Origin of the sequence: Pseudoalteromonas sp. MMG005, assembly GCF_018101015.1 — a bacterium.
GTDB classification, from domain to species: Bacteria; Pseudomonadota; Gammaproteobacteria; order Enterobacterales; family Alteromonadaceae; genus Pseudoalteromonas; species Pseudoalteromonas aurantia.
On sequence record NZ_JAGJEK010000007.1, the window covers coordinates 157,353 to 171,934 of the forward strand.

The 14,582-nt window shown below is 40.2% G+C and carries 11 protein-coding genes; 7 read left to right on the plus strand and 4 right to left on the minus strand.

Features of this window, described 5'->3' with window-relative positions; all coding sequences use genetic code 11:
* The first annotated feature begins 385 nt into the window (after nt 1-385).
* Nucleotides 386-2,485 (plus strand): TonB-dependent siderophore receptor, encoded by a 2,100-nt coding sequence (locus tag J8M01_RS07455; RefSeq protein WP_211057562.1) that lies wholly within the window; start codon nt 386-388, stop codon nt 2,483-2,485.
* A gap of 44 nt (nt 2,486-2,529) precedes the next feature.
* Nucleotides 2,530-3,693, plus strand: a complete 1,164-nt coding sequence (locus J8M01_RS07460; protein WP_211057563.1) for a heparan-alpha-glucosaminide N-acetyltransferase domain-containing protein — start codon at nt 2,530-2,532, stop codon at nt 3,691-3,693.
* A gap of 47 nt (nt 3,694-3,740) precedes the next feature.
* Here J8M01_RS07460 and J8M01_RS07465 read toward each other — a convergent pair whose 3' ends face one another.
* Nucleotides 3,741-4,178: a GNAT family N-acetyltransferase gene (locus J8M01_RS07465; protein ID WP_211057564.1), complete on the minus strand. Its 438-nt coding sequence runs from the start codon at nt 4,176-4,178 to the stop codon at nt 3,741-3,743.
* Between the two features lie 162 nt (nt 4,179-4,340).
* Between J8M01_RS07465 and J8M01_RS07470 the strand changes: the two genes are divergently transcribed.
* A complete protein-coding gene (locus J8M01_RS07470; RefSeq protein WP_247671045.1) occupies nt 4,341-5,090 on the plus strand; it encodes a DNA alkylation repair protein in 750 nt (249 codons plus the stop codon).
* A 72-nt stretch (nt 5,091-5,162) separates the two neighbouring features.
* Here the strand turns inward: J8M01_RS07470 and J8M01_RS07475 are convergent, their stop codons facing one another.
* Nucleotides 5,163-5,609 carry a GNAT family N-acetyltransferase gene (locus J8M01_RS07475; protein ID WP_211047985.1) on the minus strand — a complete coding sequence of 149 codons (447 nt, stop codon included), beginning with the start codon at nt 5,607-5,609 and terminating at the stop codon, nt 5,163-5,165.
* A gap of 692 nt (nt 5,610-6,301) precedes the next feature.
* A complete protein-coding gene (locus tag J8M01_RS07480; RefSeq protein WP_211057565.1) occupies nt 6,302-6,694 on the minus strand; it encodes a hypothetical protein in 393 nt (130 codons plus the stop codon).
* 292 nt (nt 6,695-6,986) lie between these two features.
* Between J8M01_RS07480 and J8M01_RS07485 the strand changes: the two genes are divergently transcribed.
* The 3 genes from J8M01_RS07485 (at nt 6,987) to J8M01_RS07495 (ending at nt 8,878) form a co-directional block, all read left to right on the plus strand.
* A complete protein-coding gene (locus tag J8M01_RS07485; RefSeq protein WP_211057566.1) occupies nt 6,987-7,619 on the plus strand; it encodes a LysE family translocator in 633 nt (210 codons plus the stop codon).
* A gap of 40 nt (nt 7,620-7,659) precedes the next feature.
* Nucleotides 7,660-8,199: a hypothetical protein gene (locus J8M01_RS07490; RefSeq protein WP_211057567.1), complete on the plus strand. Its 540-nt coding sequence runs from the start codon at nt 7,660-7,662 to the stop codon at nt 8,197-8,199.
* A 190-nt stretch (nt 8,200-8,389) separates the two neighbouring features.
* A complete protein-coding gene (locus tag J8M01_RS07495; protein WP_210998620.1) occupies nt 8,390-8,878 on the plus strand; it encodes a GNAT family N-acetyltransferase in 489 nt (162 codons plus the stop codon).
* A gap of 143 nt (nt 8,879-9,021) precedes the next feature.
* On the opposite strand, the gene J8M01_RS07500 is transcribed toward J8M01_RS07495, so the two are convergent.
* Entirely contained in the window at nt 9,022-11,604 is a 2,583-nt protein-coding gene (locus tag J8M01_RS07500) for a M1 family metallopeptidase (protein WP_211057568.1), read from the minus strand.
* 433 nt (nt 11,605-12,037) lie between these two features.
* On the opposite strand from J8M01_RS07500, the gene J8M01_RS07505 reads away from it, so the two are divergent.
* Nucleotides 12,038-14,422, plus strand: coding sequence for an ATP-binding protein (locus J8M01_RS07505; RefSeq protein ID WP_211057569.1), 2,385 nt, complete (start codon nt 12,038-12,040; stop codon nt 14,420-14,422).
* Nucleotides 14,423-14,582: the final 160 nt, after the last annotated feature.

Here is a 14,582-nt window from a genome sequence, read left to right on the forward strand (position 1 = left end):
TTTTTATCGCTAATTTATGATTGCAATTGGTTGTTGCATAGAGTAACGATGGAGATAACAAAATAAGGTTTCAGAATTAAATACTTAACCTCAGGTTTGGATAAGGGTTTTGGCATAGGAAATATTTTGTAAACAAACTTACGTATAATCCAATGATGATATTTTGTTCAATATTAAGGCGCTTTTATGCAGTAATAGCGGGCTATTACAATGAAAGCAACGCCGAGAGTGAGAAAAATAGCTTTATTGGGCAAATTCGCTTATCCAGAGCTGAGGTTACTTAACACGGGTGTACCGTGCATTGATGGGATAAAGCAAAAAACTTGAAATGTTATAATGTAGCAATTAGTATGTCGCGATAATATAACATAGCAGTAATTATACAATGAAAAAACGGTTACCCTCTCTTATCGTAAGCATGCTTGTTTCTGGCGTGGCGTTTGCAGAAAATGAGACCCAGTCAATGGAGTTGATTGAAGTCATAAGTAAGAAACAAGCGTACCGTGGCAACGTGGATATTGCGCAGTTACCTCAATCAGTGTCAGTGGTTACCTCTGAGCAATTAGACTCTCTCGGCATTAATAACTTTCAACATGCGCTTAATCAGGTAAGTGCTATTTCGACACAAAATAACTTTGGTGGCTTATGGGAAAGTTTCGCAATACGAGGCTTTGCGGGCGATGAAAATTTACCATCGGCTTATTTAATAAATGGTTTCAGTGCGGGTCGCGGCTATAGTGGTTTACGTGATGTGTCAAACATACAAGCAATTGAGGTGTTAAAAGGCCCAGGCTCTGCGTTATACGGTAGAAGTGAGCCTGGAGGCACAATTAACGTGATCACAAAGAAGCCATTATTTGATCAAAGTGGCTATGTACAGTTGTCACTGGGTGAGCATGATTATCAACGTCTCGAAGGTGATTATACAAATGGGGTTAATGATAAAACGGCATTCAGAGTAAATGGTGCATTTGAAAAATCAGATAGCTACCGAGATACGATTACCACTGAGAAGGTGGCACTAACACCGTCTTTTTTAATTAAGGTCAGTGAAGGTACACAACTGACTTATGAACTGGAGTATGCAAATCAAGCCATTCCTTTTGACCGTGGTATACCTGTTCTACCTGATTTAGACCTCCCGTCGAGTCGGTTTTTGGGTGAGCCACATGATGGGGCAATGAATGTTGATGCCATTGGTCATCAATTAGAAATATCACACCAGGTTAATGCAGTTTGGACAGCCAATGCCGGTGTAGGTATAAGAGAGTCGTCTTTAGAGGGGTACTCATCAGACACTGAGCTGTCTCCTGGTAGACAGCTACTCTATGTCGATGGTCAAACGGTTAATCGACAGCGCAGATATCGAGATTATGATGCGACTGACCTTTCAGCCCGTGCGGAGCTAAGCGGTGCGTTTTCTATGCTTGGATATACCCATAACCTAATGTTTGGTGCTGATATATATGACTATGAGCTCGAGACACACCAACAACGCTTTAGAGTAGCATGGGGTGCTGGGGAGACGACATATAGTGTGAATGTGTTTAATCCAGTCTATGGTCAAGTGGCGCCGGAGCTAGCTGCAACGGTCAATTATTTAGAGCAGCAAGATGCATGGGGGATATACTTTCAAGATCAAGTGAATATGACGGACAAACTTCAGGTATTACTGGGTGCTCGATTTGACCGATTTAAACAAACCGTTGAAAACCACTTAGCGAGTACGCGCAGTGAACACACTGAATCTGAATTTAGTCCAAGAGTTGGGGCCGTCTATAGCGCATTCAATAACTTCGATGTATATGCGAGTTACTCGTCAGGGTTTAGGCCTAACTCCGGCGCTGACTATTTAGGCAATACATTTGCACCAGAAAAAAGTAGATCTTTTGAAACAGGCATTAAGTGGCTAAAAAACGATAAAGGTGTTGAGCTGACGCTGACACTTTTTCGGGCGACAAAATCGAATATTCTAACGGCCGATCCGGTAAATTCTGGTTTTAGTGCCGCCTTAGGTGAAGCGCAAAGTCGTGGTGTCGAGTTAGATTTTATTTGGAAATTGACGAACAATACAGAACTCACGAGTAGTTACGCTTATGTTGATGCGCATACGGTAAACGATATGGTGAATACTGATTGGGGAGTGAGTATTCCAGCCGACAGTCAACTTATTAATGTGCCTCAGCATAGCTACAACATGATATTGCGTCACTACACGCAGTTTGCAGGTTATGGTGTTGATTTTGGTGTGAATGTACAACATGTAGGAAAAAGGTTAGGAGAAACAATTAACCCAGACTATGAATTACCAGCTTACACATTAACCAATCTATTTGCGAATATAACGTTATCAAGTGCGTTTATGTTGCAGCTGAACATCGATAACGCACTGAATAAACACCATTATACCAATTCATATTCAGCGTTGTGGACTATGCCAGGTCAGCCTTCGCAGTTTCGGGCGAGTATAACCTACCAATTCTAAATTATTACAGGATCAGGGCGTACTAATACTGCGCCTTTACAGTTATGACAAACAATACATTAAATAAACGGTTAGTATCGATTGATATACTGCGTGGCTTAGTGATAGTAATTATGTTAATTGATCATGCTCGGGAGCGGTTCTTTTTGCATCACCAAGTGGCTGATCCGATGGATATTCAAACCACGGATCCAACGTTATTTTTTACTCGATTACTCGCACACTTTTGTGCGCCCATTTTTATCTTTCTGACTGGTTTATCAGCATTTTTGTACCAAAACCCCTTTAATCAACCACAGCGAGCCGTGCAGAGCTTTTTGTTAAAGCGCGGTGCGCTATTGATACTACTTGAAATGACAATCATTAACTTTTCGTGGTTTGCTGCCTATAACACATTATATTTGCAGGTTATGTGGGCGATTGGCGTCAGTATGATATCTCTGGCCGTATTGAGTTACCTACCTAGAATATGGTTAATAGGGCTGGGAATCGCAATTGTGTTTGGGCATAACGCGCTCTCACCAGTGACATTTTTACCTGATGAAATGGGCTATACACTTTGGACCATACTCCATGATAGAGGTTATTTGCTAACTGATGGGTTTATAAAAATCAAAGCATCGTATCCAGTGTTGCCTTGGATTGGTGTGATTGTGCTTGGTTATGTGTCAGGCCCGTTATTTACTAAATCTGTTGATGTTGCAACGAGGCAAAAAACTTTAATTGCTGGAGGTATTGCGTGTTTGATTTGCCTATGTATTTTAAGGTCACTTAATGTGTATGGGGAAGCAATAGACTGGCAAATACAAGATACCTTGGTGATGTCGGTTATGTCATTTTTAAATTACACTAAGTACCCACCCTCATTACCTTTTTTACTCTTTACTCTGGGGGCGGGCGCGCTGTTACTTGCATACCTAGAAAATGCACAAGGTAAAGTAAGTGAGGTATTACGTACATTTGGATCTGTGCCATTATTCTTCTATATAGTGCATTTATATGTATTGTTATTGAGCTATTTTGTGCTGTTTCAAATTTTTGGTCCGACGTTACATTTTGGTGCCAATAATACCCCGTACTTGGCGTTTCCTAATATCGAACTGATATGGTTAACTGCCGCGGTCCTTACAGGGTTACTTTACAAGCCATGCAAAGCGTTTGCTAAATTCAAGCATCACAGTGAACTGCGGTGGGTGAAGTATTTATAGACATATTTAAAGTAGAGAGGGCTTTATTGATATGGTCCTCTTTTCCTTTAAGTTGGCAGATGAAGTTCAAACAAATACGTCTCATGCTCATAAGTTTTATTACACCACTGGTGCTTTTCGATTATCGCTTTTGGGATCTGTTGGTTGGTGGTTAAATGGAAACCGAAACGTTGATAAAAGTCTGCCAAGTGAGAGAATGGCAAACAATAAATATGTTCGTACTGCTTCGTATGTTTCAATAGAAAACACACTATACTCTCTGCGAGTTTACGCCCTCTGAAATGTTCATTCACATACATTCCACCAAGTTCGGCATTGCTACTATCGATACGCTGTAGCCGACCTAACGCTACTTTTTTTCCATCTAAGAGTGCAATCGCAATCACCTCACCATTAAATTGAGAGGGCCGAAACCCGATCCTCTCATATTGTTTATTGACCCACTCTAATTCATCTAGTTTGGCTCGTCGCACAGTGATATTCATAATGGTGTGCCTTTATATTGGGTTAGTAATGCATAAAAATCGTTCAAAAGGAGCGGTGTTATCTGTTGTTGCGCATTGATGCCGCGACGCTGATTATTACATTGATAATTCAATGTGCTACGGTATGGTTTAGATTATCATTGACTCAGATGGAAAGCTAATATGGCCACCGATAGTATGCACGCGTATATTTTGTACGTGAAAAGTGCATTAATGCGACGCGCTACAGCGGAAAAAGCGCGCGCGAGTGAACGCTACTTTCCAAATGGCGCTGTATGCTTAGGCGTAAATGCTGCAGACATAAAGTATACGATTAATGAGTTTCATCAAGCTTATGCCGATCTTACCGCGAATGACATGTTAGCCATAGTTGAAGCGCTTTTAGCGGATGCAAAGTACAATGAAGAAGTGCTTTGCGCGTTCGGGTTGCTCAATAAATTTGTAAAGCGTCACTATGATGACCGCCTGTTAGATAGGTTTAAATATTGGTTAGAGCATTACGCGAGTAACTGGGCTATGGTCGATGATTTATGCATTAAAACCATTTATTTATTTTTGTTGTCTCGGCCTCACTTGATAGAGCAAACACAGCATTGGGTGCATTCAGAGGTCTGTTGGTGTCGTCGCGCGAGTAATGTGGTTTGGGTAAAGTTCATCGAAAGAAAAATAGGTAAAGAGGTATATCGATTAGACAAAGGGCTAGTGTTTAAAAATTGCGATATCTTGTTAAGTGATCCTGATGAATTCGTGCAAAAAAGCATTGGGTGGTTATTGAAAGTAACTGCAAAATATCACCAAAATGAGGTAATTGGTTATATACAGCGTAATATTACCCAATTCCCTCGTGCAACACTGCGCTATGCAATCGAAAAAATGGACATCAATGTTCGCCAACGACTTTTGTCATGTTAGCGGAGGGCTCACTTTGTACAGAGACTATGAAAGAGTCGAATAGTGTAAAGTGAGACATTTAATCAGGCGTAATTATAGGTCTAAATAGAGCATCAGCATGTCTTTATGTTGGATCCCATTTTCAAAAATGGCTTCTTGATAATGTGTGAGGAAATGGTTTTTTACGACACTGTCGACACGAAACCCCAGTTGCTGGTAGTAACTTAACTGATAACCGAAACTACCAGTACCTAACTCAATGCGCGTCACGTTTTTCGTACGTATCTGTTGCAATGCAAAAGAAAGTAACTCAGAGCCAATCCCTTGTTTTTGATAGTCGGGCTCGACTGATATATTGAACACTTGAGCGGTGCTTTGTGATGTCAGCTTTGCTAAGCAAGCTGCTACCACTTGGCCGCGTTCCTCATAAACAAAGCACCATGAATCATCGCGGTATTTGCGAATGCTTTGTTCACATGGATCAGCTTCTAATAAAAGTGATATAGGTACATCATAGCCAGAAACTTCGCTAAATTTCATGGGATATTTCCTTTGATCAAATCTCACTAAAAATAGTATTGTTAAATTCAGCACTTAAAGCGATGAGTGCTGTGTGTCGTTTTACGCCGTACGTAAATTACATTACCTCAAGCTATGACACATGTACAATAATAGATACCTCATAATGAACTATCATTCCAGCTAGTTAGCAGATAGTTATAATTTATCCGCTTTGTTTATTGTCTCGATCCTTATTGCGACCGTCACTTATGGCAAATGGTGAGTACTCATCATTGATATTCTGGGCACTTGGTTAACTGGAAGAGAAATAACTCATAAAAATGACAACGGTTTTTTGACATACTGGAGTGTTTTATCTAGCTTACCACGGAGTCAAATTTATGTTTAATTGGACTTGCTTAAACGCCTGCGTAGTGAAGATTACCAACAATACTCATTACTCAAGAAAATGTCAGCATTAAAGCGGCTTCACTCTTTAAATAAGACTGTCGTTTCATATGACATAAATGTTCAGAGAAATTGGGCACAATTGGTCATGGATATTCAAGTTCTACGTGAATAATATCTCGGTAGTGTGTGAATGCATACTACTATGCGTATTTATTGGGTCAGTGCGGAAAATTAAAATGTTATCTGCTGTTACAAACACAGCTGATTTGTAATATAAGGTAGTGCATCGCGTTGATGCACTACCTATAAATCGTGAGTGGTTAATATACAGTAAAGTAGCCTACAGTGACGTCACCTTCATGGTACAGCGCGTTACCCTGATGGTAGTAGACTTTCATAGACAGCTTGGCATAGTCGGTTTGCAAAGACATGCCGCCAGTATCTCTAGGTATAGAATACATACAGTGGGTTTCACTATAAAAATAGTATGGATCACTTGGTTGAACAAAATAGTTGATTTGATTTTCGGAGCAATTTTGCAATACGTAGCCAGCATTGGCCAGCTGTTGTTGGACTGCCCGTACTTGTCTACCATATTCAAGTACCTCGGAGGTACTATTATAGCCTGATGCTAAATCTACATTTGTTGCCATAGACGATAAACTAAACACACAAGCTAAGCTTGTCAACGCAGCAGTAACTAAATTTTTCACAAAAATATCCTTCTAATTTTCATTGAGTGAAGGCCAGTTAACATTGAAATAATGTTAACTATGGCGCTAAGTATTAGACGATTTAAATATTAAAGTTTTCTTAAATCAGTATCTAAAGTTAAAAATCTAAAACTTGACTTTTGTAATTTTAATTTTGCAAGTGTAAATATTATGATGCTTTTTCACTGTGAACGACTTATGAGCATAAGCTTGTATTTGTCATTCTTTATCTGTAGATTCCTTCGCTTTTTTTGGTAATTGGCTAGCATAATTTATCTAGTAAGGAGTATATGTGTTGGATGTTTCGGTGTTGCCTATGTTTTTAGGGGCTTGTCTGTTATTGGCAGTATCGCCAGGACCTGATTTGTTATTATTAATGAGTTATTCATCAATTAAGGGGTTTAAAGCGGGCACTGCCATTGCCGGTGGTATATTTTTAGCAGGGTTGCTGCAAAGTGTTTTAGTTGCGGTCGGGTTAGCTAAGCTGTTGCAGCTTGTTCCTGTTTTAGCTGTTATGATTAAGCTTGTTGGCGCATTGTATTTATTATGGTTAGGGATAAAATTCATTAAAAATTGGCATAATGCTGGAGTATCGTGCACAAACGTATCAAAGCATGCTGGTAAAAGTATGAGGCAGCTATTTTTACTGGGCATGTTAAATAATCTATTGAACCCTAAAGCGCTGTTATTTTTTGCCTTATTTTTACCTCAATTCATCAATACTCAAGCACCGATATTGACGCAAATTATGTTATTAGGTGTATTACTTAGTATGGTTACGTTAATGATTAACGTAATGGTGAGCTGGATGGTGAGTATAGCCACTAGTCAATTTACAGCGAAGATAAAGCCAGGGCGTTATGTCGATGGTATTTTGGGTATATTGTTTGTTGGTTTGGCTGCTCGACTTGCTTTGAGTAAATAAATAATGGCAGTGTGCTACAACTGGCAAGGGGCTTTACAGTATGGTTACTAGTTTGGGGAATCAAAATCTCATTGATAACCAACTATGGCAGGTTTATTGTGATATTTACTTTTCTGGCTATTTGAGAAAGCAGCCTTTATTACATTCACTCAATAATAAAAAAGGGGCTGTTATCAGTATTTGGAATCCATTGGGTGGGCATTTTGGCCAACTAAAAAACAATCAATTAGGACGGGCTAAACGAGCGTTATTGAGACATGTTAATCACACACATTTTTTGCTGTGGGGTTGCTCTAAAGATTTCACTTATAGAGAGTTAAGTGTGTTTATAGAGGTTAATCAAAACGAAGCTCAACGGTTTGCAAAGTTAGCGCAACAATTGGCGTACTATTATATTGAAGATGGTATGCTGGTACTAAAAAGTACTTATCAAGTAAATACCCAGCAGGAGTTGGGGAGATTATCGAAACACATAATAACAAGACCGAATTCATTAGGTTTATCTAATTTAACCTCAGGTTTGGATAAGGGATTTGGAATAGAAAATGTTTTGAAAACAAACTTACGTACAGTCCAATGATGATATTTTGCTCAATATCAAGGCGCTTTTATACAGTAATAGCGGGCTATTACAAATGAAAGCAACACCGAGAGTGAGAAAAATAGCTTTATTGGGCAAATTCGCTTATCCAGAGCTGAGGTTAATTTAGCTTTAGATAACGATAATGCATGACAAATAGATAGAAAATAAGGCTTAAAGGGAATAGTTGATGATAAGAATCATGACCAAGTCAGATTTTGTTGAGTTTTGGCCTACGTTTGAGGCCATCATTTTAGCGCAAGAAACTTACGCATTTTCACCGAGCATGAATTGCGATGAGGCATTTTCGTTGTGGTGTGAAAGCGCATTAGTGGCCTTTGTTTTTGAAGAAAAAGGGAAAATATTAGGGACGTATTATTTGAAAGCCAATGGGATGGGCCCAAGCAGTCATATCAGTAATTGTGGTTATATGGTTAGTGCAGATGCTAGAGGTAAAGGGATTGCTAGACAAATGTGTATACACTCACAAGAGGTTGCGGTTGAAAAAGGCTTTAGTGCAATGCAATACAACTCAGTAGTGTCGTCAAATCAAGTGGCAATTACACTGTGGCAAAAGCTGGGGTATAACATTATTGGCACAATTCCAAATGGATATTGTCATGGTCAATTGGGGTATATCGACAGTTATATTATGTACAAACAATTATCAGCTGTATAAAGCGCAGTTTTTTATATAAATGACATAAAGGCCCCTATGAGGCCTTTATGTCATTGCGTAAAGTATTGACCATTCTAGCGCTAAACGACTTATGTAAAGTAACGACATAGCGAATTTTTTGCCTTGTTATTACACCACTTACTTTAAAATCGAGCTAAGAATTTATTCACTGACTCTAATTCCCTACGTTTCAGGGCGATACAGGTATGCACACTTTCACTCACTTTCTCTAAGCTACGTTGGTAACCAGGTACAGCAGACACTTTCTCTTTAAAAAATGCTTCGGTTGTTTTCAAATCATGTATTTCACACCCATTTCCGGTATAGCTAGGCAGTGTTGGTAACATGAACGGTGGCATTTTTTTACTAAGGGCCGCATAGTTTTCATATATCCAAGTTCTGAAGTGCTTTTTCCGAGATTCAGTATAACCTTGGCCTGAAAATATAATTCTTAAATCTGACGGAGTGACTTTGTCAGTTAATGCATAATCAAGTACTTTGCTTTGCAGTGTTTTACTACCAAAATAACTGAGTGCAGCCAATAAGTGTGTGCGTGTTTGTGGCTCTTTAGTTGTCTCAAAAGCATTTTGGTATGCTTTGAGTAAATCGACATTGCCATGATAGGCCGCCAATTTTAAGAACGTACCCGCAAGATATGGATCCACTTTTGTCGAGTCTGTTAAATACAGCGCGGTTTGTTGTTGAGCTGTTGTGATTATGCTTTGATCTTTTCCATCAAACCCTTGTAGAGCGATAACAATGGCACGCAAACTTGAAATGGCGGGTATTTCTTGCGGTTTCGAGGTCAAGCCATATTGAGCAATGGCTGGCTGAATACTCCGGCGAATGAACCCAGGCCAAAACTCTTCATTTTGTTTCGTTTTAAAGGTACTTTTTTGCGCCCGAAGTAGTCGAATCGCATTGCTTGCAACACGAGGGTGTTGGTCACTGGCAAATTGTTCTAATGCAGCCATAAGCTGCCCTGCATTTATTTTACCTGCATCAAGCAGCGCATCAGCTGCAGAAAGCAAGGCGAGCCTTTCTCTGTCCGATAAGGCACTTTTAGCATGTTTTAATAGAGTATTAAATTGTTGCTCTTCTAACATCCAGCGATAATAGCCTAATGCACCTTTATCGGGATAAATCCATTGTGGTTCGAAGTCTAATTGTACTCTTTGTGATTCTTTGTTGAGCAATATTTGTGTAGAAGCCACTTTATCACCTTTACCATATTTGATGGTGACAGGGACATTCCATAGCTGCTTGGGCGCCTCTACGCCAGCATTGGCGAATCGTTGTTGTGATAATGTGAGCATTTTCCCGCTTTTAGTCACAGAAATGAGTGGGAATGACGACTGTTCTACAAATGAACTTAAAACACTTGCAACATCTTTGTTCGATGCGAGGCTTAGCTCTCGCCATAAGTCAGCAGCTTCAGCATTTTTGAAGGCATACTTTTTCATATAAGCACGCATTCCTTTTTGGAAAGCGTCGGCGCCAATCCAATTTTCGATCATAGATAAGACGGCGCTCCCTTTACTGTATGCAAGGCCAAGCCCATCCATAATATCTGCTTCGGTTTTAATGGGTTTCCTGATCGGTTTAGTTGATAATTGTGCATCGAGTGTCATAACGTAATTTTGTGGCAAGTCTAAATGGCTGTTAAACTCAGGGTTGAGCTGTTGGGTCACTTTAGCAGCCATCCAACTCGCAAAAGCCTCATTAAGCCACAAGTCATTCCACCATTTCATGGTGACGAGATTGCCATACCATTGGTGTGCCAATTCATGCGCAATTACAGATACATTGGTTTGCTTTTGGCGACTCGTTGCGTTGTTAGGATCAACCAGCAGTATATCTTCACGGTACGTTACTAAACCTGAGTTTTCCATAGCACCAAAGGGGAATTCAGGTACCGCCACCGAATCTAATTTCTTATAAACGTAGGGAATACCAAAATAGTCTTCTAGTACCTTTAAGACTTTGGGCATATTGTCGATGGCGTAATCTGCGAGCGCGAGTTTACCTTGTGGCGTGATCACTTTCCCTGGAATTGGCATACCTGTGATGGCTTTTTCTTCAAAGGGTCCCACCGCCATAGCGACTAGGTAGCTGGGGATAGGGGGAGTTACGTCGAAAAAGTGTGTGGTATTGGTTTTGTTTTTCTGTGCTTTTATCAGCGGTGTATTGGCGTATACCTTTTGAGCATTCGGCGCTGTGATGGTTAATTGAAACGGAATCTTATATTGCGGTTCATCAAACACAGGGAATGCACGGCGCGCATCACTCATTTCAAATTGTGTAAATAGATAGGCTTTACCTTGATCTATGGTTTTATATAAGCCAACGCTTTGCTGATTATATGGGGCATCAAAATTGATAGTGAGCGTGTATTTACCCGGTTGTAACTGTTGGTCACAGTGCAGCCTTACCTTGCCTGTTTTCAGCATGGTATTGGATAAATCACACTCTGTATTGCCAATCAGTTTTGCAAGTTCAATAGCATAATCTAGCCCATTAATTTCAATATAATGAGTCGCTTCTAGCACGCTTAGCTCTATGCGGCTGATACCACTAAAGGTATCTTTATTAGGGTCTAATGTGAGGTGTACTGATTGTGAGCTTGGCTTAGCGAGTGGTTCAATAATGTAATCATTGTCTTCACTGGCGTGCGCAGTCTGCATTGCTAAGCTAATAGCGAGGGCTAACAAGCGTTTATAAAACATGGTTGGGGGTCCTTAATTATTCTTGTTATTCGGTTACCTGAATACAGGTCTAAATATAAAATTGTTATTACTACAGACTATCAGTTCACTCATAGACATGGAAGCGTATGGGTAATAGTCAGAGAGCTGTTTTTACAGACAGGCATGAAGTTAAGTAACCTCAGGTTTGGATAAGGGTTTTGGAATAGAAAATGTTTTGAAAACAAACTTACGTACAATCCAATGATGATATTTTGTTCAATATCAAGGCGCTTTTATGCAGTCATAGCGGGCTATTACAAATGAAAGCAACGCCGCGAGTGAGAAAAATCGCTTTATTGGGCAAATTCGCTTATCCAGAGCTGAGGTTAAGTAGTTGAAAGAACCTTAGGTTAGTGATATTCGATAAGCTCGTCTAAACTAATGACATATCTCTTTAACAGGGTGGGTTAGTATGCGCTTGAAAGTGCGTTTGATTGCGGTGTTACTGTTTACTTCGTTACTGCCGTTATTAGTTGTATTTGTATTGAGCATTACGCACAGCTCTGAACAAGCGCGTCGCTTAAGCATCCAAGGGGCGTTGGCGCAAGTAGGAAATGCCGCGGCGCTGTTTGAGCGATACTTTATTCAGCGTAAGTCAGAAATTGCGCTAATGGCCCGAGACCCTCGTGTACAAGGCATGGATTTTGTTGCCATGCGACCTTTTTTGATCGAAGAAAAGCGCTTGCAAAATAATGTATATGAGAAGTTTATCGTCGGTACCAAAGACGGTAGTTTTCATAATACGGAGGGAGGAAACCCTCATCAAAATATGAAACGGACGTTTGATGATAGTCAACCCTATTCGATGCAAAAAACCATTAAGAAACGGGATTATTGGAAAACAACGGTAGGTGAGAATGTTGATAACAAAGCAATGACGTTCGTTTCAGATCCGATGATTTCTTACACCACCGGCGTTCGGCAAATTGTGGTGAGTGCGAGTATTTTAAATAAAGAGCAAAAGGTCGTTGGATTGCTAGGTGGCAGTATCCCATGGCGAGAAGTTGACCGATTGGTATCATTGGTCCAATCACAAGTAATGACGCAGTTCGATAAAGAAGCACGTTTCATGTTGGTCTCGAATTATGGGTACTATATGTACCATTGGGATCCAAGTAAGGTGATACAACTTAAGCGTCATAATGATACTTGGGTACTAAATGAAATTGGAGAAAAAGTATCGGTAAGATTAAAAATAAATGAGGAGTCGAATGAAGCGATTAGGGCTTTGGGCCTAAAGATGCTCGCGGGTCACACTGGGGTTATTGAGCTTAATGATCCAGATAGTCATGAGCCACAACATGTATTTTTTGCCCAGATCCCAGCCGCTGGCTATAGCATAGCGGTGGCCGTACCTAATTCGGTTATTTTCGGGCCTGTTCAAGAGCTGAAAGAGCTTCTATGGGGCACCTTCATTGTGGTGCTTGTCATTATAATAGGCTTGGCGATAAAGTTATCAGCACAGATTTATGCACCAATACATAACTTGATTAAGGCGTCTAAAGCACTTTCTGGAGGAGACTTCACTTACAAGTTGTCGAACTATAGAGAGGATGAATTAGGAGAGCTGAGTCGTGCATTTATGAAAATGCGTGATCAAGTGCACATGCGCGAAAATGAGTTAGAAAAGCATGTGAAAGAACGTACCCTTGCATTTGAGCAGGCAACAGAAGAAGCACAGCATGCGGTACTGATTAAAAGTCGTTTTTTAGCCAATATGAGCCATGAAATTCGAACGCCATTGAATGGCCTACTGGGTATGCTTGAGTTATTACAAATGCAATCGACGCTGAGTGCGGATCAAATAAAATTATTAAATATGGGGACTACCTCGGGGCAGCATTTGTTATCTTTAGTGAATGATATATTGGATATTTCTAAGTTAGAAGAGGGTCAAGTAGAACTCGTCATTGAAGATTTTTTTGTTTCAGACATGTTGGATGAAATTTTAGTCATGCTAGCACCTACTGCGAAGCAGAAGTCACTTGGATTGGTCGTTAATTGTGATGCAAGCGTACCAAGCGAGATAAAAACAGACAAAGTTCGATTAAAGCAAGTCTTGGTAAACTTGATCAACAATGGGATTAAATTTACATCACAAGGGAGTGTGCAAGTACAGATATCTGCCAGCCAAGAAGCGACTCAGTGGCGCTTGCAATTCAGTGTGATAGATACAGGGATAGGGATTAAACCAGAGCAATTGGAACGGATCTTCCAACCATTTCAACAAGCTGATGACAGCACAACTCGAAAGTTTGGTGGCACTGGACTTGGGCTGAGTATTTGTCGAGAATTGGTCACATTATTGGGGGGCGAAATCGCTATTCAGTCACAATATAACAGTGGCACGCAAGTGACGTTTGACATTTCAGTGTTAGAAGGCGAAACGCGCATTAAAAATGGCGTTTTATCCATTGCAGAGCAGCCTTTAGTAGGCAAAGTATTGGTTGCTGAGGACAACCCAATCAATCAGATGGTCATCAATGCAATGTTAAGTAAATTAGGGTTGGAGGTGTGTCTTGTTGAAGATGGAGGGTTAGCGGTTGAACAACTGGAATTGGAAGCTTTTGATTTGATTTTGATGGATATGCATATGCCTAATTTAGATGGTATTGAGGCAACAAAACAGATCCGTCGAAGTCAAAAATGGCGAGGTATCCCAATAATAGCCACCACAGCAAACGTTTTACCGCAAGATATAGCACTATGCTATAGCGCAGGAATGGATGATCATTTAGGTAAGCCACTACAAATCAATGAACTACGGAAGGCGCTGGTCCGTTGGCTTCCTAAGTAGTTAAAAACCTTTATATATTAATTGCTTATAACCTAATTCAGCGTAAGTGGATTGAGTGGTTGCAATTAACCTCAGCTCTGGATAAGCGCATTTGCCCAATAAAGCTATTTTTCTCACTCTCGGCGTTGCTTTCATTTGTAATAGCCCGCTATTACTGCAT

What these genes read in the sequence shown, in the direction of transcription:
- J8M01_RS07495 (WP_210998620.1), top strand. Translation starts at nt 8,390, where the DNA reads ATGATAAGAATCATGACCAAGTCAGATTTTGTTGAGTTTTGGCCTACG.
- J8M01_RS07455 (WP_211057562.1), top strand. Translation starts at nt 386, where the DNA reads ATGAAAAAACGGTTACCCTCTCTTATCGTAAGCATGCTTGTTTCTGGC.
- J8M01_RS07490 (WP_211057567.1), top strand. Translation starts at nt 7,660, where the DNA reads ATGGTTACTAGTTTGGGGAATCAAAATCTCATTGATAACCAACTATGG.
- J8M01_RS07505 (WP_211057569.1), top strand. Translation starts at nt 12,038, where the DNA reads ATGCGCTTGAAAGTGCGTTTGATTGCGGTGTTACTGTTTACTTCGTTA.
- J8M01_RS07460 (WP_211057563.1), top strand. Translation starts at nt 2,530, where the DNA reads ATGACAAACAATACATTAAATAAACGGTTAGTATCGATTGATATACTG.
- J8M01_RS07475 (WP_211047985.1), bottom strand. Translation starts at nt 5,609, where the DNA reads ATGAAATTTAGCGAAGTTTCTGGCTATGATGTACCTATATCACTTTTA.
- J8M01_RS07465 (WP_211057564.1), bottom strand. Translation starts at nt 4,178, where the DNA reads ATGAATATCACTGTGCGACGAGCCAAACTAGATGAATTAGAGTGGGTC.
- J8M01_RS07500 (WP_211057568.1), bottom strand. Translation starts at nt 11,604, where the DNA reads ATGTTTTATAAACGCTTGTTAGCCCTCGCTATTAGCTTAGCAATGCAG.
- J8M01_RS07470 (WP_247671045.1), top strand. Translation starts at nt 4,341, where the DNA reads ATGGCCACCGATAGTATGCACGCGTATATTTTGTACGTGAAAAGTGCA.